This window comes from Halorussus salinus (genome assembly GCF_004765815.2).
GTDB lineage: Archaea > Halobacteriota > Halobacteria > Halobacteriales > Haladaptataceae > Halorussus > Halorussus salinus.
The window spans coordinates 39237-58776 of sequence record NZ_SBIS02000008.1 but is presented as its reverse complement, the minus strand read 5'-3'; the positions used below and the strand labels follow the sequence as shown (position 1 = coordinate 58776).

Genomic DNA, 19540 nt, shown 5'->3' with positions numbered 1-19540 from the left:
TGGGAGCTACAGGTACTCAGTCGTCGGCGTTCGCTTCCGGCGGCCAGTCGTCCAAGGTGCGTTGGACGGCCTCCTCGCCGACGGCGCGGGCCAGCGTCTCGAAGCCCGACCGCTCGGTGCGGTCGTCCGCGCCCGCGAGCAGGCGCGAGACGATGAACTCCGGCGTGGACTTGCCGACCGTGCCGAACCGGGGCTGGTAGTCCACTTCGAGTTCGAGGTCGTCGTCCAGTCCCTCCGCGAAGATGCCGTCCTTGCGGGCCTTCTCGGGCAGGGGCTTGAGGTCGTCGGCGAGGTGCGTGACGAAGACGCCCAAGGCACCGCGATTCACCGTCAGACGGACGAGTCCGTGCAGGAGGTCGGCGGCGCTCCCCGGTTCCGTGATGGCCTCGAACTCGTCGACCAGCATCAGGGTGTTCTCGCCTTCGGTCAGCGGCGGGACGATGCTCCGGAGCGTCGATTCCAGTACGCCCGCGTTGAAACTCGCGTGGCGGCGGTGGAACACGATATCCTCGGAGATGGCGACCTCGGCCTCGTCGGCGGGGACCGGCAGGCCCATCTGAGCCAGCAGGGCGACCTGACAGAGCGTCTCCAGCAGGGTCGTCTTCCCCCCGGAGTTCGCGCCGGTCAGGACCGACACGCGGTCGCCGCTCGGCGGGACAGGCCCTCCAGAACCGGATTTGCCCGGCACCTCGTGGTCGCCGACGGCGTAGGTCACGGGTTGGACCGCCTCGTCCCCGGCCTCGATGGAGACGTTCCGGGCGTTCCGGACCGCGAACCCGTTGTCCGCGAACGCGGGCCGAGTGAGGTCGAAATCGACCGCGAAGCGCGCCAGCGAGAGGTTGAACGAGAGGTCCGACACCGCGGCGGTCGCGGCGTCGATGGCCGACTGGTTCTCCGCGATTCGACCCCGGAGCCGCCGGGCGACCGACCGCTCGCGCTCCTCGACGGACTCCCGGAGGTCGTCGGCCAACTCCCGGAGCGTCGCGTTCACGAAGTCGGTCGCGTCCACCGCCTCGTCGGGCGTCGCGTCGCGGACGCGCCGGAACCCGGCGTCGGTCTCGCTGGCCACGTAGTCCACGACGACCTCGCCGAACTCGGCTCCCGCGCGGGCCTCCTCGCGTATCTCCTGCATGGCGTCGAGCGAGTCGGCAGACAGCGATTCCACGCCGGAGAGCGCGTCGCGCAGGGAGTCCAGTTCCTCGTCCACGCCGCGGGCCACGTCGCCGCCGTCGAGGTCCGCGAGCGCCGACGCCGCGGCGTCGAGGTCCGCGCGGTCGATGTCGGCCACGCGCGAGAACGCGCCCTCCGAGAGGCCCGCCTCGCGCAACGCGAGGACGGTCCGAACCGCGGCCTCGTCGTCGCCGATGCGGTCGTCCTCGGCGTACTCGGCGAAGGCCGACAGGACCGCCTCGCGGGTCTCGCCGTCGATTCCGGCCCACGAGGAGGCCGCGTCCATCACCGAATCGAGCCGCGACTCGGCCTCCTCGCGCTCCATGAGCGGGGTCAATACCCGGATGCGGTCGGCCGCGTCCTCGGTCACGGCGTAGCCGCTGGCCACGTCGAGGAGTTCCTTGTAGACGGCGCGGGTGTCGCGGGTCGCCAGCACGGACATGCCCTCGCCGCCGTTGGCCCGGCGGAGGATGCGGGTCGCGCGCCCGCGGGAGAGTCCCGCGGCGACCAGCGACCTGACCTCGCCCGACTCGATGGCCTCGACGGCGCGCTCGGTCCCGAGTTCGGCCTCCAACCGCTCGCGCGTCTTGGGCCCGACGCCCCAGTACTCCTCCAGTCGCATACCCGAGACGTGAGGCCCCCGGCTCTTAATGGTTGCAGAAGCGTCGTCTCGCCGGAACTCGACGGACGGCGCGGCTCGGAAGACGCGGGTTGTCCGACGGTGCCTCGTGCCCCACGGCGGGAGCGCGAACCGACACCGGCGAAGCGCGCCGATATTTCAAATACGATATTAAAGGTCCGAGAAATCAAAAAGTCTAAACCCTAAACTGCAATTCCAACAGATACCGTCACGGAAGATAGGAAACGGTCAGAGAGCAGAGGCGAAACGCTAACAACGACGGAGTGTCTGTCGTGCGAACGATGCTCAGGCCGCAGGGGGACGCGAGCAGCGCGACGGGGGCGGCGCGTAGGATACTGTACGTCGGCGAGGAGGGGCGCGGGGAGTCTCTCGCCGCGAGGCTACCGGACGCCGAGGTGAGGGCCGAGCGCGACGGAGCGAGCGCGCTCGACGGACTCGAATCGGGGGACGTGGACTGCATCGTCGCCGAGGAGGAACTCGACGACGTTCGCGGCGGGGAACTCCTCGGGGCGGTCGGGCGGCTCTATCCCGATATCGCGAGGCTCCTCGTGGCCGAGTCGGTCGAGGAGGCACCCGCTGACGTGGCGTTCGTCCCGACCAGACCGCGGGCCGGACTGCCAGAGCGCATCGGCCGTCGGGTCGAGCGCGCGACCGAGTTCCGAGCGGTCGAACGCGAGCGCGACCGACTCGCCGACCGGTTCGGGACGCTGGTCGAGGAGTCGCCCGACCCGATTCTCACGATAGACGACGACTGCGAGGTGACGTTCGCCAACGAGGCCGTCGAGCGCGTCTTCGGGTGGGAACCCGACGAAGTGGTCGGCGAGTCCGTCGAGAAGTTGCTCGCCGAGTCGGTCCACGACCGCGTGGACGAGGAGGTCCGGTCGCTGTGCGCGGACGACGACCTCGTCCGCCGCGACTACGTGGAACTGCCGGGTCGTCACCGCGAGGGCCGCGAGGTTCCGCTGGCGGTGTCGTTCCGCGAGAGCGTCCGGGACGGCCGACACTACTTTTCGGCGGTGGTCCGGGACGTGGGCGAGCGCGAGGAGCTAAAACAGCGCCTCGAAGCCGAGAAGCGAAAGACGAAGGAACTCCACGAGGTCGCGGTGATGCTGGAGAACTGCGAGAGCGTCGAGGAGGTCTGTCGGTTGGCCGTCGAGACCGCCGAGCAGTTGCTCGAATTCGACCTCTGCGCGGTGGACACCGTGGAGGGCCGCGAACTCGTCCCGCAGGCCGTCTCGAAGGGCGTGCCGACGGACGGCTACTACACGACGACCGCGCTGTCGGCCGACGACAAACTCGCGGCCCGCGCCTACCGGGAGAACGAGACGCTCCGGACCGCGGACCTCCACGCCGAGAGCGTGGACCCGGCCGAGAGCGGCTACCGGTCGGCGCTGACCGTCCCCATCGGCGAGATGGGCGTGTTTCAGGCCGTCTCGAAGCGGTCGGCGGCGTTCGACGAGAGCGACGCCGAACTCGCGGAGTTGCTGGCCTCCCACCTCGCCCAGTCGCTCCAGCGGATTCGCTCGGAGACGGCGCTCCAGAACGAGCGCGACCGGTTCGCCGCGCTGTTCGAGAACACCCGCGACGCCATCGTCTACTACGAGATGCGCGACGGGGAGCCCGTGTTCCGGTCGGTCAACGAGGCCTTCGAGGAGACCTTCGGCTACGAGGGCGGCGCGCTGTTCGGGGAATCGGTCTTCGAGTACATCGTCCCCGACGAGTACCGCGAGCAGGCCGAGGAACACGTCGAGCGGATGCGGGCGGGCGAACACGTCGAGGCCGAGGTGGTGCGTGCGACCGCCGAGGGGCGTCGGAGCTTCCTGCTCCGGACCGCGGGCGTTCCGGCCCAAGCGGACCGCGGATACGTCATCTACACCGACATCAGCGACCGCAAGCAGTTGGAGCGCGACCTGACCCGCGAGAAGGGCAAAATCGAGGAGCTTCACCACGTCGCGGTCAAGTTGGAGGGCTGTGATACGCCGGACGAAATCTACCGCCAGACGGTGGACGCCGCCGAGGAGATTCTGAAGTTCGACATCTGTGGCATCGACATCGAGGAGGACGGTCTCCTCGTGCCGAAGGCGACCTCGTCGAAACTCGACGCGGCCGATTACGACGTTCTGGAGGCCGACGAGGGATTAGCGGGCGAGACCTACCGGACCGGCGAGTCGTTCGTCGTCCGCGACATCCACGAGCTATCCGACGTGGACGTGGTGACCGAACAGTTCCGGTCGCTGCTCAGCATCCCGTTCGGCGACGCGGGCGTCTTCCAAGCGGGGTCCGAATCGCCGGGCGAGTTCGACCGCGAGGACGCGCGACTCGCGGAGTTGTTGGTTTCTCACGCCGCCGAGGCGCTGGTCCGCGTCGAGTCCGAGACGGCGCTCCGCGACGAGCGCGACCGGTTCGCCGCGCTGTTCGAGAACGTCCCCGAACCGACCGCGCGCTACGAACTCCGCGACGGCGAACCGCTGGTCCAGTCGGTCAACGAGGCGTTCGAGGAGACCTTCGGCTACGACGAGTCGGCGGCCCGCGGCGAGTCGTTGGACGACTTGCTGGTGCCCGACGACAGCCTCGCGGAGGCGCGCCAACTCAACGAGCGCGTCGGCCGGGGCGAGCGCGTGGACGCCGTGGTCCAGCGCGTGGCCGAGGACGGCGTTCGGGACTTCCTGCTCCGAAACGCCGAGGTCTCGGGCGACTCCGGCAACTACGTCATCTACACCGACATCACCGAGCGCAAGCGCACCGAGGAGCGCCACCGGTCGATGACCGAGGACGTGATGGACAACACCGACGTTGGCATCTTCGTACTGGACGACGAGTTCGAGGTGGCGTGGGCCAACTCCGCGGTGGCCGAGTACTTCGGTCTCGACCGCGAGCGAATCGTCGGCGCGGACAAACCGACGCTGGTGGAGCGCGAGGTCCGGGACGCCGTGGCCGACGGCGAGGAGTTCGCCGAGACGGTGACGCGGACCTACGACGAGAACAGTTCCGTCGAGGAGTTCACCTGTCACGTCACGTCGGGCGGCGGGCGCGACGAGCGGTACCTCCAGCATCTCAGTCGCCCCATCGAGTCGGGCCTGTACGCTGGCGGCCGGGTCGAACTCTACTACGACGTGACCGAGCGCGTCGAGCGCGAGGCGATGCTGGACGACCTCCACGGCGCGACCCGCGACCTGATGGCGGCCGAACGCCAGCGCGACATCTGCGAGACCGCGGTCCGGACGGTCCGGACCGTCCTCGACATCCCCCACTCGTCAGTGTTCCGGTGGGACGACGAGAGTGAAGTGCTGGAACCGTACATCGTCCCCGAGAACACCATCGAAGAGGTCGGCGATGCGCCGACGTTCGCGCCGGGCGAAGGTATCGTCGGGAGCGTCTTCGAAAACGGCGAGGCCGAACACTTCGACAACGGGTGGGAGGACCCCCGCGCGGCCGAGGACGGCTCGGAGGGCATCCGCGCGTTCGGCGCGTTCCCGCTGGGCGAGTGGGGCGTGATGACCGTCGCCTCGCCGACCGTCGGCGCGTTCGACGACTACGAGATAGACTTGGTGCGCGTGCTGGCGGCGAACGTCGAAGTCGCGCTGAACCGCGCGGCCCGCGAGTCGGAGTTGGCCGACCAGCGGAGTCAACTCGCGGAACTCGACCGCATCAACGAGGTCATCCGCGACGTGGACCAACTGCTGGTCCGGGCCGCGACCCGCGAGGAGATAGCCGAAGCGGTCACCGAACGCCTCGCGGAGTCCGAACAGTACCAGTTCGCGTGGACCGGCGAGGTGATGGCGGGGAGCAACGACCCGAGGCCGACCGCGTGGGCGGGCGTCGAGGAGGGCTACCTCGACGCCGTCGTCGGGATGCGCGACGAGACGCCGACGGGACCGAGCCAGCGGGCGCTGGAGACCCGCGAGGTGCAGGTCGTCCAGAGCGTCCCCGACGACGAGGAGTTCGAGCCGTGGCGAGAGATGGCGCTCGAACGGGGCTACCAGTCGGCCGCGGCAATCCCGCTTCGCTACCGCGAGACGGTCTACGGCGTCCTCTGCGTCTACGCCGACCGGGCCGACGCCTTCGACGACCGCGAGCAGGCGGTGTTGGCGGAACTCGGCGAGACCATCGGTCACGCCATCAACGCCGCCGAGAACAAGAAGGCGCTCCTCTCGGACAGCGTGGTCGAAGTCGAGTTCGAGATTCGCGACGGGGACGGCTTCTTCGCGCGGGTCCCCCGCGAGGAGGGCGGCACCTTCTCGCTGGAGGGCGTGACGATGACCACCGACGGGTCGTTCGTCTACTTCATGACCGTCGAGGGGCTGGAACCCGACCGCGTGCGCGAGCGAGCGACCGAGGCCCCGGACGTGGAGCAGGTCAGACTCGTCAACGAACACGACGACGGCAACCTCTTCGAGTTCGTCTACACCGGGCCGTCGCCGCTCCGGACGCTGGGCGAACACGGCGGGACGCTGGTGGACGTGGAGTTCGACGCCGACGGCGGCCGGAGCGTCGTAGAACTCCCGCGGAAGGCGGACGTGCGCTCGGTCGTGGAGTCGATTCAGGACGCGATTCCCGGCACCGATGTCGTGGCCCAGCGCGAGCGCGAGCGCCCCGACCAGACGGTCCAAGAGTTCCAGTCGGCGCTCGAAGACGACCTGACCGAGCGCCAGCGGTCGGCCCTCGACGCGGCCTACTACGCCGGGTTCTTCGAGTGGCCCCGCGAGAGTACCGGTGAGGAGGTCAGCGACTCGCTCGGGGTCTCCGCGCCGACGTTCCACCAACACCTGCGCGTCGGCGAGCGGAAACTGCTGTCGGCGTTCTTGGACGACTGAACGGACGTATCGGTCGTTCTAACTGTCGTCGTCACCGCCATCGTCGTCATCGGCGTCGCCACCGCTCACGGCGGCGTCGCGTCGAATCTCGTCGGCGGAGATAGCGCCGTCGATGTCCACGCGGCGACCGATGGTGACGACGCCCTCGGCGGTGATGTCGCCGTCAACGTCGCTGTCGGGGGCGACGAGAACGTCGCGCCCGGCCGTCACGTCGCCGTCTACGTCCACGTCCGCCCCGCGAACGATGTCGGCGAGTCCCCGGAGTCGGTCGTCCGCGTAGTTCTCGCGGTTTCGAGGGAGGGAGACCCCGAGGAGAACGTCGCTGGCCGCGTCCACGTCGCCGTCGAGGTCCACGCCGGACCCCACGACGACCGCTCCTCCGGCGTCGATGTCGCCGTCCACGTCGGCGTCGCGTTCCAAGACGACGTGACGGCCCGCCGTGACGTTGCCGTCGATTTCCACGCCCGCGGTGACGTACACGTCGCCGTCCGAGCGAACGGTTCCGTCCGCGTCGGACGCGACCACTCGGTCGGCCGTTTGGCGGGTGACCGTCCAGTAGTCGTTCTCGTTCGCGTCGCCGTCTTGGGCGACGACGCCTCCGCCGCCGAGGCCGAGGGCGGCCGCGGTACCGAGGACGACGAGCGTTCGGCGTCGAGAAAGCGGTTCTCGCATAGGAGACGACCGACGCCAGCGACCGACTTAACGCTACTCTGGGCCGTCGTGATACTACCGCTCACAGAGAACGAAACGGCGCTCGAAAATATTCGTGTTTCTTAGAGATATAATTTCAATTTCTAAGGAATCACAGATATTTCCGCGAGGTCAAAACGTGAACCCGTGGCGCTCCGTGACGTGGTGGGCCGCGGTCCCCCAGACGTAGTTCTCGCCGGGCCACCACGTCCGGGCGTTGTTGAACCCGCCGACCAGCACGCCCGCGTCGGGGTCGTCCGGGTCGGGGTGGAAGTTCACCGACCCGCTGTCGCCGTCGCCGAAGCCGGACTCCTCGCCCCACTTGAGTTGGCCCCGCTTGCAGATGGCCCCGTAGGCGCAGGTCAGGCCGTCCACCGCCTGAATCTTCCCCTTCGTGTGGCCGGTCTTGGCTCCGATCTTCTCCAACTTCTCGCCCGCGGCTTTGAGGTCCGCGAGACCGACCTTCGTGAACTGCCCGAGGACGCGGCCCGGCCTGCCGTCTCGAATCCGGTGGAGCGGCCGGTAGCCGTCGGTCGGTTTCGCACAGACCATATCGGCCTTCGGATAGCCCGACCGGACCGACCCGATTTCGGTCCTCCCGCCGTCGAGGAGGTAGAGCGAATCGCCGCCGTTGCCGGTGCCGCCGAAGACGTGGTTCGCCGTGGCGAAGTACAGCGACCCGTCCCTCGGGTCGCTCATCGCTGGCGCGAGCGTCCCGAACAACTTGTCGCTGGCGACGGCGACGCTCCCCGGCACGCCGCCGTCCCGTTCGCGCTGGCCGGGCGAGTCGCTATCGCGAAGTGCCCCGCTATCGCGGAGCGCCGCGGAGTCGGCGTCGCGCTGGCGGTCGCCGGTCCGCTCGACGCGCCGGACCTCGACCGGCGTCTCCTCGACGCGCTCTGGCACCGCACCCCGGACCTCCTCGGCGGTTATCTCGACGCGGATGGTCGCGTTCGCGCCGCCGTACTCGCCCGGCGAGACCGCGGAATTGGCGACCTCCTCGCGGTGAATCACGTCGAGGTTTCGGTGGGCCGCGACGGCCGCCCGGAAGTCGTCGTACCAGTCGGCCGGGACCGTCTTCCGGCGCGGTTTGACGGTCGCGGCATTCTCGTCGTCGGAGTCGCTACCGTCTCTCGTCAGCCCGTACACTATCGGTACTTCGTCGCTACTCGCGGCTTGCACGTCCTCGGCCGTCAGCAGACTCGCGGAGAGCGCGCCGAATCCGAGGCCCGCGAGCGTGTTCACGAACCGCCGCCGCCCCATCCGCCCCACGGGTTCGTCGTGGACGGCGCTACTCCGGTGTCTCGTGTCGTCGTCCCCCATTTCCCCGCACACTCGTACATCGGACTGTCACTTGAAACTGCTTGCCCGGAAGGAGGTCCGTTCGGTTGGTACAACCGACGGTCGGGTTTGTGAAAACTTCCCACGGTGGTCGCGGTCGCCGACTGCGAACGACGAGTCCGGTCAGGTCGGCCCGAGAACCGCGTCGGTCTCGACCGACGAGATACCGTCGAGCGAGCAAATCGCGTCGATGTCGGTCTGGGCGACTTCGACCAGCAGGCGGTCGAACGCCAACTCGCGGACGACCTCGCCGTCGAGCGATTCGACCGCCGATTCGATTTCGTCGGCGTCATCCTCGACCGTGGGGGCGTCCTCGACCGTGAGGACGAGGCGGACCTCCTCGTCGGGAATCGGGTCGTCGCGGAGCGACCGGACGGTGTGGCTCAGGTAGGTCACTGACTCGGGGTACGTCCGCGGACGAATTTCAGGTTTCGGAATCGTCTCGGGAAGCACGGTATTTTTGCTCTTTCGACATGACGCCGAGACATGGAATACGTCGAGACCGACGGCGCTCGCATCCCGAAACTCGGCTTGGGAACGTGGCAGAACACCGGACCGGAGTGTACCGAGACGGTCCGGACGGCGCTCGACCTCGGCTACCGGCACGTCGATACCGCGCAAGCGTACGACAACGAGGAGGCCGTCGGGGACGGCATCGCCCGCTCGGAGGTGGACCGCGACGAGGTGTTTCTGACGACGAAGGTGTGGCGGTCGAGCCTCGGCTACGAGGACGTACTGGACACCGTGCGCGGGAGTCTCGAAAGACTCGGCGTCGAGTACGTGGACCTGCTGTTGGCCCACTGGCCCCACCCGCGCGTTCCGGTCGCGGAGACGCTCGACGCGATGACCGAACTGTACGAGTCGGGAGTGGTGAAGAACGTCGGCGTCAGCAACTACACGCTGACGCAACTCCGTGAGGCGAGGAGCGCCGCCGAGATTCCGCTCGTCGCGAACCAAGTCCTCTACCATCCATACAAGGACCAGTCGCGCCTCCGGGAGTACTGCGCGGCGAACGGTCTCGCGCTGGTCGCGTACAGTCCGCTGGCCAGAGGAGACGCGCTGACCGACGACCTCCTCGAACGCATCGGCGACCGGTACGACAAAACCGCCGCACAAGTGGCGGTGCGCTGGCTGGTCCAGCAGGAGGGCGTCGTCGCGATTCCGAAGGCCAGCAGTCGGGCGCACCTCGAACAGAACGCCGCTGTCTTCGACTTCTCGCTGACCGACGACGAGATGGCGCGCGTCCGCGACCGAACCGGGAGTCTGGAAGTCCGACTCCGGAACCACCTCCCCGCGCTCGTTCGTCGCGTCCCGTTCTGACCGGTCCTACTACCGAGAGGGCCGGAAGGGCAGGAAAGGGCCGGACGCGGAGCAGACACGCTGGAGCGAGAAGACGACCGGGAGACCATCCTCAGAGCGGTTCCCACGTCCGAGGAGAGTCGTTCAGTCGCTCGCACCCCTCCTCGGTCACGACCACGAGGTCTTCGATGCGGACGCCGAACTCGCCGTCGAGATAGACGCCGGGTTCGACGCTGAACACCATCCCCGGTTCGAGTTCAGTCTCGTTGCCCGCGACGATGTAGGGGTCCTCGTGAACGTCCAACCCGACGCCGTGGCCCGTTCGGTGGACGAACTCGTCGCCGTAGCCCGCCTCCTCGATGACCTCGCGGGCGGCGCGGTCGATGGATTCGGCCGTGACGCCGGGTTCGACCGCTTCGACTGCGGCCTCGTGGGCCTCCCGGACGACCTCGTGGACCTCCTCGTAGCCCTCCGGCGGGTCGCCAGCGAACACGACCGTCCGGGTCTGGTCGCCGGGGTAGCCATCGACGTACGCGCCGAAGTCGAGTACCACCGGGTCGCCGGGCCGAATCTCGCGGTCCTCGTGGCGGTGGTGGGGCTTGGCACCGTTGGGTCCCGACCCCGCGATGGTGCCGAACGCGATTTCGTCGCCGCCCGCCGCGGCGAGTCGGCGCTCGATTTCGTCGGCGAGTTCGTCCTCGGTCATGCCGACGGCCTCCTCGCCTAGTTCCCGAATTTCGACGCTCACTCGGTCCGCCACCTCGCCTGCGGTCCGAAGAGCGGCCAACTCGGTGTCGTCCTTGCGCACTCGGAGGTCGTCGAACACCTCGCTGGCGAGGCCGAACGTCGCCTCGGGTAACGTCTCGCGCAGGTCTTGGGTGAACCGCGCCCACATCGTGTCGTCCACGAGCAGGTGACCACCCCGGAGGTCAAACTCGTCGGCGAGGTCGGCCACGAGTTTTGTAGGGTCCTCGCCGTCGGCCCACAACCGCAGGTCTTGGACCCACGAGGAGTCCCGAATCTGAGCGTCGTACATCTCCGGCGCGACGAAGGCGGGGTCGCCCTCGCGGGGAATCACCAGAAAGAGGTGGCGCTCGCCGGGCTCCTCGCGGAACCCCGAGACGTAGAACAGGTTGGTACTCGGGAACAACACGGCCGCGTCCGCGCCGACCGCGGCGAGTCGGTCCTGACATCGCCGGGTCCGCTCCTCGAAAGCGTCCATGCGAGGGCGTTGCGCGGGATAGCGTTTAAAGTTGTGTGAGTGTCGGCGGGCGGCTGAATGATAGAAATTCTACATAAATCGGCTTCCGGGAAACCCCATTAGGTCGGCGCGAGTCGTTCTAGCCAATGGGAGACCTTCGAGGCGTCGTCCGGCGCTACTACGCCTACAAGATGACCAACGCCTACGGCTTCTACCTACCGGTAAGCGTCGTCTACCTCACGCAAGTCAAGGGCTACGGCATGGAAGTCGTGGGCCTGACCGGCGCGGCGTTCCTCTTCGCGGAGGTCGCCGCCGAGATTCCCACGGGCTACGTCGGCGACCGCATCGGTCGGCGGGCCAGCCTCGCGGTCGGGAACCTCCTGTCGGCGGTCGCGCTCGGTCTCTGGGTCGTCGCCGACTCGCCGCTCGCCTACGTCGGCCTGAACGTCGTCTGGGCGTTCGGGTGGGCGTTCCGGTCGGGAACGGGCAAGGCGTGGCTCTACGAGGTTCTGGACGCCCACGGCGAGGCCGACGAGTTCGCCCGCGTCAGCGGTCGCGCCAACACCGCGCTCCTACTGACCTCGGGGGCGACCGCAGTCGCCGCGGGCGCGCTCGTGACCGTCGATTGGTCGCTCCCCTTCCTCGCCAACGCCCTCCTCTCGGCGCTCGGGATTCCGATTCTGGCGACGCTCCCGACCGTGGCGAGCGAGCGCGACGCCGAGAGCGACGACGAGGAGGGACGGGCCGACAGCGCCGACTCTACACCGGTCGAAGACGAGACGTTCACGGTCGGCGACGCGCTCCGGACGCTCCGCATCCAAGTCCGGCGACCCGAAATCCGGTGGTTCGTCGCGTTCGCCGCGCTCGTCTACACGCTCTTCGAACTCTCGCGGACCTTCGAGCAACCGGCGATGACCGCCGCGGGGGTCTCGGTGCCCGCGCTCGGTCTCCTCTACGCCGGGTTCAAGGTGGTCTCGGCCGCGGCGGCCGCCAGCGCGGGCTGGATAGAGGAGACCCTCGGCGTCCGCGGAGCCTTGGTCCTGTTGGTGCCCCTCCTCGGCGTGACCTACGCGGCAATCGCGTTCGCGCCGGTGCTGGTGGTTCCGGTCGTCGTCCTGACCCGAGGAGCCCGGAGCGTGTTCCGGCCGCTCCGGAACCAGTACCTCAACGACCGCGTGGAGAACGTCGGGCGCGCGACGGTCCTCTCGGGCGCGACGATGGTCTTCTCGCTGGTCGCCGGGGTCGCTAAGGTCGGCGGCGGGTACGCGGCCGCCGCGCTCGGGCCGATTCGGCTCCTCGCCGCGAGCGCCGTGGTGCTGACCGCAGGTGCGGGTCTCGTCTGGGTCGCATTTTCACCGGTCAGACCGGCGAGCGAGAGCGACGACGCAGGAAGCGACTCGGAAGTCGGCGCGTCGGCGGCGACGGATTGAGGTCGCCCGCGGTCCCTCACTCTCCCCGAAACCCCACTCCGCCCGACCCCGCTGGCTACGCGGCCCACGCTGTGAAACTGGCCACGCGGCCCCCTCAGCTAAGTGGGACGCCGTGGTACGAGGCGCGTGGTTCGGGAGCGAGTGGCCGAGTTTTCGGTCGAGTACGTGCAAGCACTGGACGAGGAGGGCAACGCCGACGAGGCGGAACTCCCCGACGTGAGCGACGAGCAACTGCTCGAACTCTACCGCCTGATGCGACTCTCGCGCCGAGTGGACGAGCGAGCGGTCGCGCTCCAGCGTCGCGGCGAGTTGGGGACTTACGCGCCCGGAATCGGGCAGGAGGCCGCGCAGGTCGGCTCCGCGACGGCGTTGAAACCCGAGGGGTGGATGGTGCCCTCGTTCCGCGAGGGCGCGGCCTTTCTCACGCGAGGGACGCCGATTCACCGCCTGCTGTGGTACTCGATGGGGATGGAGGAGGGCGCTGAGGTCTCGGGCGCGAACTTCCCGCCGTCCATCCCGGTCGGGTCCCAGTCGCTCCACGCCGCAGGCGTCGGGTGGGGCCAAGAGATAACCGGCGCGGACGAGGCGACCCTGACGTACTTCGGCGACGGCGCGACGAGTCAGGGCGACGTGGCGGAGGCGATGAACGTCGCGGGCGTGCTTGACGCCCACTGCGTCTTCTTCTGTCAGAACAACCAGTGGGCGATTTCGGTGCCAAGAAGCGGCCAGAGCAGGGCCGAGACGCTGGCACAGAAGGCCATCGCGGCGGGCATCGAGGGCGTGCAGGTGGACGGCAACGACGTGCTGGGCGTCCTCGCGGTGACGCGCGACGCGCTGGAGTCCGCCCGCGAGGGCGACCCCGTGCTGATAGAGGCCCAGACCTACCGGCGGTCGATGCACACGACCAGCGACGACCCGCGGGCCTACCGGACCGAGGAGGAAGAGGCCGAGTGGGAGGCCAGAGACCCCATCGCGCGCTTCGAGACGTACCTCCGGGACGAGGGTCTGCTGGACGACGAGCGCGAGGAGAGCATCGGCGAAGAGATAGAGGAGTTGGTCGCCGACGAAATCGACCGCGCGAAGGAGGGCCAAGAGCAGGTCGTGCCCGCGGAGATGTTCGACTACGTGTTCGCGGAGGCCCCGCCGGAACTCCGGCGGCAGAAGGAGGAGTTCGAGCGCACGGGGGACGACGAACCCGCGAGCGCCGAGGGCGGACTCCCCGGCGAGACGGAAGCCGGGGGCGGGGAGGTGGCGGACCGTGACGAATGACCTCAGACTCGTGGAGGCGATTCGGCAGGCGCTCGCCGACGAGTTGGCCCGCGACGACTCCGTACTCGTCTACGGCGAGGACGTGGGCGTCAACGGCGGGGTGTTCCGCGCGACCCGCGACCTCTACGACGAGTTCCCCGAGCAGGTGTACGACACGCCCCTCGCGGAGGCCGCGATACTGGGCCTCGGGGTCGGACTCGGCGCGTACGGACTCACCCCGGTCGCCGAGATTCAGTTCGCCAGTTTCGCGTTTCAGGGCTTTCACCAGTTGCACCAGCACGCCTCGCGGATGCGGAGTCGGACCCGCGGCGCGCTCTCGGTGCCGATGACGGTGCGGATGCCCTACGGCGGCGGCATCCGGGCGCTCGAACTCCACTCCGAGAGCTACGAGGCCGGATACGCCCACGTTCCGGGGGTGAAGACCGTCGTGCCCGCGAATCCCGCCGACGCGAAGGGCCTGCTCACGTCGGCGATTCGGGACCCCGACCCGGTGGTCTTCCTCGAACCGACCAAGCGGTACCGGGCCTCCCGAGAGGCGGTTCCGGAGGGCGAACACACGGTTCCGCTCGGCGAGGCCGAAGTGGTGCGAGAGGGGTCGGACGTGACCGTCGTGGCGTGGGGCGCGATGCTCGCCGAGACCCGCGAGGCGGTGGATGACGGCGACGCGGACGCCGAGGTCATCGACCTGCGGACGGTCTCTCCGCTGGACTCCGAGACGATTCTCGAATCGGTCCGGAAGACCGGACGGTGCGTCGTCGTCCACGAGGCTCCTCGGACCGGTGGCCTCGCGGCCGAGATAATCGCCCGTATCAACGACGACGCGCTCTACCACCTCGAAGCGCCGGTCGAGCGCGTGACGGGCTACGACGTTCCCTTCCCGATGTTCGCCCGCGAGGAGGCCTACCGACCCGACGCCGAGCGCATCCGGCGGGGAATCGAGCGGGCGCTCTCGGCATGAGTCGGCCGGACCGCTCGCCCTAGGTTGATTAGCTCTCGCGTGGTGCTTGCGTCGGGGAAAACCATGCAGGCATTCGTCATGAACGGCATCGGCGAGACGGGAGTCGCCGAGAAGGACAGACCAGAACCGGGACCGAACGACGCTATCCTGAAACCGACAGTCGCACTCATCTGCACGTCGGACGTTCACACCGTCCACGGAGCCATCGGCGAGCGTGAGAACCTGACGCTCGGCCACGAGGCCGTGGGAATCGTAGACGAGGTGGGGTCGGAAGTCGAGCGATTCAGCGAGGGCGACCGGGTGGTCGTGGGAGCCATCACGCCCGAGTGGGGGTCGGCCGCCGCCCAAGACGGCCACTCCTCCCAGTCGGGCGGCGCGCTCGGCGGCTGGAAGTTCGCCAACGAGAAAGACGGCGTGTTCGCCGAGTACGCCCACGTCAACGAGGCCGACGCGAATCTGGCCCACGTTCCCGACGGCGTGACCGACGAGGAGGCCGCCTACGTCTGCGACATGCTGAGTACCGGCTTCGCGGGGGCCGAGAACGCCGAGATACCGATGGGCGGGACGGTGGCCGTCTTCGCGCAGGGGCCGGTCGGCCTGATGGCGACGAAGGGCGCGCGGTTGCAGGGGGCCGGACGGGTCATCGCCGTCGAGAGCGTCCCCGAGCGACAGGAGTTGGCCCGCGAGTACGGCGCGGACGAGATAGTCGATTTCGAGGAGGTGGACCCGGTGGAGCGAATTCACGAACTGACCGACGGCGAGGGAGTGGACGCCGCGATAGAGGCGCTCGGGAGCGAGGAGACGCTGGCCGACTGCGTGGCGGTCACCAAGCCCGGCGGCACTATCTCGAACGTCGGCTACTACGGCGAGGGCGAAACCGTGGACATCCCGCGCGAGGCGTGGGGCGTCGGGATGGCCGAGAAGGACATCGTGACCGACCTCTGTCCCGGCGGGAACGTCCGACTGGGCCGACTGCTTCGACTCATCGACGCCGGGCGCGTGGACCCGACGCACATGACGACTCACGAGTTCGACTTCGAGAACATCGGCGAGGCTTTCGAGTTGATGGCCTCCAAAGAGGACGGCGTGGTCAAACCGCTGGTGCGGTTCTGAGCGGACTCGCCGGGTCCGAAGACAGCAAGATACTTATTCGGGGCGTTCCGAGGAGTCGATAACTTCTGGAACGCCCGATGAGGCCTCACGGCTGAGGGTATCGGCGGAAGGACCCGAGCCGGTTCACTCGGGCGTCCTTCTGCTCTTTTGCCTTTCGGAGACGCGACCGACGAGTCGTTGCTCTGCGCCGAGGTCCGGTGGCGTCTCAGTACTCCTCGGCGTCGAGTTGGTCGAGGTGGTCTTCGAGTTCGGGGTACTCCTCGACGCGGACGAAGCCGTACTCCCCGCCGCCGTAGAAGCTCTCGGGGAGTTCGCGCTCGACCAGCATCGTCTCGGGGTCGGCGTCCACGTGGTTGAGTTTGTTCAGCGGGACGACGCGGGCCGTCTCGTCGCCGTCGAGACAGACGACCGTGCGCTCGCGGACGAGAACCGCGTCGAACTCCAGTGCGTCGTACTCGTCTACGGTGAAGACCGTCGGGCGAGAGGGTGCCATACCGGGAGGAGGCGCGACGAAGTAATAAAAGCCGGTGGCGAAGAGTCGCCGCGTCGCTACCGGACGACGGTCCGGTACGTGGCCGCGTAGGGTTTATCTACCACACCAACTTACTAACAGACTCATGACCGGGCCAATCCGCCAGCGAGAGCGGGAGCAAGAGGTCGAGACCGAGAAGGGGGACTCCGAGAATACCCAGACGTGTCCGGAGTGCGAGGCCGGAAGTCTGGTCGCGGACGCTGGCGGAGGCGAGTTAGTCTGCGAGGACTGCGGACTCGTGGTCGAGGAGCGAAACGTCGATCGGGGGCCGGAGTGGCGCGCGTTCAACCACCAAGAGCGCCAGTCGAAGAGTCGCGTGGGGGCACCGACGACGAACACGATGCACGACAAAGGCCTGACGACCACCATCGACTGGAAGAACAAGGACGCCTACGGCCGGTCGCTCTCGTCGGAGAAGCGCAGTCAGATGCACCGCCTGCGCAAGTGGCAGGAGCGCATCCGGACCAAGGACGCGGGCGAGCGAAACCTCCAGTTCGCGTTGAGCGAACTCAACCGGATGTCCTCGGCGCTCGGGGTACCGAGGTCGGTACAGGAGGTCTCGTCGGTCATCTACCGGCGCGCGCTCAAGGAAGACCTGATTCGGGGGCGGTCAATCGAGGGCGTCGCCACCGCCGCGCTGTACGCGGCCTGCCGGAAGGAGGGAATTCCGCGAAGCCTCGAAGAAGTCTCGGAGGTCTCGCGGGTCGAACGCAAGGAAATCGGTCGGACGTATCGCTACATTTCTCAGGAACTCTCGCTCGGGATGGAGCCGGTGGACCCGAAGAAGTACGTGCCGCGGTTCTGCTCGGAACTCGATTTGACCGAGGAGGTAGAGAGCAAGGCCAACGAGATAATCGACGTGACCGCAGAGAAGGGCCTGCTGTCGGGCAAGTCGCCGACGGGGTACGCCGCCGCGGCCATCTACGCCGCCTCCCTGCTGTGCAACGAGAAGAAGACCCAGCGAGAGGTCGCGGACGTGGCGCAGGTGACGGAAGTCACCATCCGGAATCGGTACCAAGAGCAGATCAAGGCCATCGGACTTTACAACTGAGGAGACGTAAGGAGGGTAGGCGGAGCCGAACAGTGCGGCCTCAGTAGTACAGTGGCGGACTTCGAGACAATGGAAATGGGAATCGGTCAGCGATTCGAGAAGCGACTCGGCGAGGAGTTCGGCGGCGACGCCGGGACCAGACGCGTCGTCGCCAGACAGGCCCGCGACTTGGCGGACTCGGGCCAGTTCGAGTCTCACATGGACAGCGAACTGACGACCGCGGTCGTCGTCGAGAACTTACGGGACGCCCCCGAGGGACTCGCGCTCCCCGAGAAGTGGAACTGGTGGATGGGCGCGCTCGAACTCGCCTACGGTGGGTACGACCGGTTTCGCGTCGTCCGGTGGAGCGGGAGTTCGGGCGAGTCTCCCTAGGCGGGGAGTCCCCCGGTCGCGCCGAGATACGCGACGTAGAACTGAATCGCGTTGAACGCGCCGTGAATCAGCGACGGGACCACGATGTTGTCGGTCCACTCGTAGGCCGCGCCCAGAATCGGCGAGAGGACGAACAGGATGGCGAGATACGCGAGTTTTCCGGCCCCTTGGAGCGAGAAGACGTGGATGACCGCGAAGACGAAACTCGCCACGCCGATGGCGACCCACGGCCCGAACGCCTCGCGGAGGCGACCCTGCACGACGCCCCGATACAGTAACTCCTCGCCCGGCCCGATGAACAGGAAAGATAGGGGCACGAGCAGGAGGAAGATTCGGGGGTCCTGCTCGCCGAAGTCCGTGACGGTGTTCGACGCCGACTGAACGCCGAGGACGGTGAACAGCGCCGAGACCGCCACGAGACCGGCGAAGAGGGCTATCGTCCCGCCGACCGCCCACGCGATGTCCCTGACCGTCGGAATCCGAGCTTTCACGAAGCCGAATCCGCGGTCGGTGTACGCGAGGTAGCCGAGCGCGAAGGTACCGAACGCGACGCCTTGGCCCATCACGACCGAGAGCGCGAGCAAGAGCGCGGGCCGCTCCATCAGCGGGACGCCCGCCAGCGTCACTGCGAGCGCGGCGAGACCGACGACGACGATGGCGACGGCGTAGCCGCCGACCCCGAGCGCGGCCGCGACGAGCAACGACCGGGACTTCGAGGACTCCTCGCGGGTTCGGTCTACGGTAGACGTTTCCATACGTCCGTCTTCGGTCCGACGGAAGATAAGTCGTCTCCCCGGCCAGCGGCAGTTCGCACGTCCACGGCGACGCTCAGACGAACTCGACGCGGACGGCCTCCTCGGGCGTCGTCGCCCCGCGGACGTATCGGACGGAGCCGTCGCTGGCGCTCGTGCGGTCGATTTCGAAGACCCGGAGCGAGACGACGAGTCGGCCGTCCGGGAGCGTCGCCCGGAGCATCGGCCCGCGACTCGTCGCCGTCACGTAGGGCGGGGCCGCGACCGGCGTCGCCGACAGCGAGCGACCGGTCGCGTCCACGGCACTCACGAGGAGGTCGGGGAGGCGCGACCACACGCCCGCGGCGTCGAGGGCGGCCCTGAGCGGGTCCGCGACGGCGGCGGGGTCGGTCGTCGCCTCGCTACCCCACGACTCCGCCACCGCGTCCGCGCAGTCGAGGACGGTCCGGACCTCCTCACGATAGTCCGAAACGAGGCACTCACGGGCCAGTTCCGCGGGTTTTAGTGAATCGTCCGATGTGTCGAAATTAGCCGAGTCGTCGGGGTCAGTCACGAGTCTACGTGCGCGTTCGGGGTCGGGAGACAAAACCTCGGGGGAAAAGCCTACAAGTGAGGGGCCAATCCGTGAGGATACAGACACACAATGATTCCACTGTTCGGACCCGTGCCCGGCGGGATGGAGATGATGGTCATCCTCCTCATCGCCGTCCTGCTGTTCGGCGCGAACAAGATTCCCAAGCTGGCTCGTTCGACCGGCGAGGCGATGGGCGAGTTCAAGAAGGGACGCCAAGAGATCGAGGAAGAGCTTCAGGAAGCACAGAGCGAAGTTGACCCGACGACCGACACGGACACCGTCAGCGAGACGGACCGCGCCCGCGATACCGACACCGACACCTCCGAAGTGTAAC

The 19540-nt window shown here is 68.0% G+C and carries 17 protein-coding genes; 9 read left to right on the top strand and 8 right to left on the bottom strand.

Features of this window, described 5'->3' with window-relative positions; all coding sequences use genetic code 11:
• Nucleotides 1-16 precede the first annotated feature (16 nt).
• Nucleotides 17-1792 carry a MutS-related protein gene (locus EPL00_RS17315; RefSeq protein WP_135854294.1) on the bottom strand — a complete coding sequence of 592 codons (1776 nt, stop codon included), beginning with the start codon at nucleotides 1790-1792 and terminating at the stop codon, nucleotides 17-19.
• A 299-nt stretch (nucleotides 1793-2091) separates the two neighbouring features.
• Here EPL00_RS17315 and EPL00_RS17310 point away from each other — a divergent pair, with 299 nt between their 5' ends.
• Nucleotides 2092-6624, top strand: a complete 4533-nt coding sequence (locus EPL00_RS17310) for a GAF domain-containing protein (protein ID WP_135854295.1) — start codon at nucleotides 2092-2094, stop codon at nucleotides 6622-6624.
• Between the two features lie 18 nt (nucleotides 6625-6642).
• Here the strand turns inward: EPL00_RS17310 and EPL00_RS17305 are convergent, their stop codons facing one another.
• The 3 genes from EPL00_RS17305 to EPL00_RS17295 form a co-directional block, all read right to left on the bottom strand.
• Nucleotides 6643-7296 carry a bactofilin family protein gene (locus EPL00_RS17305; RefSeq protein WP_135854296.1) on the bottom strand — a complete coding sequence of 218 codons (654 nt, stop codon included), beginning with the start codon at nucleotides 7294-7296 and terminating at the stop codon, nucleotides 6643-6645.
• 150 nt (nucleotides 7297-7446) lie between these two features.
• Nucleotides 7447-8637: a hypothetical protein gene (locus EPL00_RS17300; protein ID WP_135854297.1), complete on the bottom strand. Its 1191-nt coding sequence runs from the start codon at nucleotides 8635-8637 to the stop codon at nucleotides 7447-7449.
• Between the two features lie 141 nt (nucleotides 8638-8778).
• On the bottom strand, nucleotides 8779-9051 hold the full coding sequence (locus EPL00_RS17295) for a hypothetical protein (RefSeq protein ID WP_135854298.1): 273 nt from the start codon (nucleotides 9049-9051) through the stop codon (nucleotides 8779-8781).
• A 90-nt stretch (nucleotides 9052-9141) separates the two neighbouring features.
• Between EPL00_RS17295 and EPL00_RS17290 the strand changes: the two genes are divergently transcribed.
• A complete protein-coding gene (locus EPL00_RS17290; RefSeq protein ID WP_135854299.1) occupies nucleotides 9142-9975 on the top strand; it encodes an aldo/keto reductase in 834 nt (277 codons plus the stop codon).
• A gap of 91 nt (nucleotides 9976-10066) precedes the next feature.
• Here EPL00_RS17290 and EPL00_RS17285 read toward each other — a convergent pair whose 3' ends face one another.
• Nucleotides 10067-11176 carry a M24 family metallopeptidase gene (locus tag EPL00_RS17285; RefSeq protein ID WP_135854300.1) on the bottom strand — a complete coding sequence of 370 codons (1110 nt, stop codon included), beginning with the start codon at nucleotides 11174-11176 and terminating at the stop codon, nucleotides 10067-10069.
• Nucleotides 11177-11301: 125 nt separating this feature from the next.
• On the opposite strand from EPL00_RS17285, the gene EPL00_RS17280 reads away from it, so the two are divergent.
• The 4 genes from EPL00_RS17280 to EPL00_RS17270 all read left to right on the top strand — a co-directional run bounded on the left by EPL00_RS17280 (nucleotide 11302) and on the right by EPL00_RS17270 (nucleotide 15925).
• The gene (locus EPL00_RS17280) at nucleotides 11302-12585 is read left to right on the top strand and encodes an MFS transporter (RefSeq protein ID WP_135854301.1); all 1284 of its coding nucleotides are present in this window, start codon (nucleotides 11302-11304) and stop codon (nucleotides 12583-12585) included.
• Nucleotides 12586-12711: 126 nt separating this feature from the next.
• Complete coding sequence (pdhA, locus tag EPL00_RS23635; RefSeq protein WP_202932684.1) at nucleotides 12712-13854, top strand: pyruvate dehydrogenase (acetyl-transferring) E1 component subunit alpha; 1143 nt, start codon at nucleotides 12712-12714, stop codon at nucleotides 13852-13854.
• Entirely contained in the window at nucleotides 13844-14812 is a 969-nt protein-coding gene (locus tag EPL00_RS23630; protein ID WP_202932683.1) for an alpha-ketoacid dehydrogenase subunit beta, read from the top strand. Before pdhA ends, EPL00_RS23630 begins: the two co-directional genes overlap by 11 nt.
• 63 nt (nucleotides 14813-14875) lie before the next feature.
• Nucleotides 14876-15925, top strand: a complete 1050-nt coding sequence (locus EPL00_RS17270; protein WP_135854302.1) for an NAD(P)-dependent alcohol dehydrogenase — start codon at nucleotides 14876-14878, stop codon at nucleotides 15923-15925.
• Between the two features lie 205 nt (nucleotides 15926-16130).
• Here EPL00_RS17270 and EPL00_RS17265 read toward each other — a convergent pair whose 3' ends face one another.
• Entirely contained in the window at nucleotides 16131-16418 is a 288-nt protein-coding gene (locus tag EPL00_RS17265) for a hypothetical protein (protein ID WP_135854303.1), read from the bottom strand.
• A 124-nt stretch (nucleotides 16419-16542) separates the two neighbouring features.
• On the opposite strand from EPL00_RS17265, the gene EPL00_RS17260 reads away from it, so the two are divergent.
• Together EPL00_RS17260 and EPL00_RS17255 are read left to right on the top strand one after the other, a co-directional pair.
• A complete protein-coding gene (locus EPL00_RS17260; RefSeq protein ID WP_135854304.1) occupies nucleotides 16543-17508 on the top strand; it encodes a transcription initiation factor IIB in 966 nt (321 codons plus the stop codon).
• Between the two features lie 69 nt (nucleotides 17509-17577).
• Nucleotides 17578-17880 (top strand): hypothetical protein, encoded by a 303-nt coding sequence (locus EPL00_RS17255; RefSeq protein ID WP_394352082.1) that lies wholly within the window; start codon nucleotides 17578-17580, stop codon nucleotides 17878-17880.
• On the opposite strand, the gene EPL00_RS17250 is transcribed toward EPL00_RS17255, so the two are convergent.
• Together EPL00_RS17250 and EPL00_RS17245 are read right to left on the bottom strand one after the other, a co-directional pair.
• On the bottom strand, nucleotides 17877-18635 hold the full coding sequence (locus EPL00_RS17250) for a CPBP family intramembrane glutamic endopeptidase (RefSeq protein ID WP_135854305.1): 759 nt from the start codon (nucleotides 18633-18635) through the stop codon (nucleotides 17877-17879). The genes EPL00_RS17255 and EPL00_RS17250 overlap by 4 nt on opposite strands.
• Nucleotides 18636-18708: 73 nt before the next feature.
• Nucleotides 18709-19185: a hypothetical protein gene (locus EPL00_RS17245; protein WP_238398236.1), complete on the bottom strand. Its 477-nt coding sequence runs from the start codon at nucleotides 19183-19185 to the stop codon at nucleotides 18709-18711.
• A gap of 90 nt (nucleotides 19186-19275) precedes the next feature.
• Between EPL00_RS17245 and EPL00_RS17240 the strand changes: the two genes are divergently transcribed.
• Entirely contained in the window at nucleotides 19276-19539 is a 264-nt protein-coding gene (locus EPL00_RS17240) for a Sec-independent protein translocase subunit TatA/TatB (RefSeq protein WP_238398235.1), read from the top strand.
• The last annotated feature ends 1 nt before the right edge of the window (nucleotide 19540 follow it).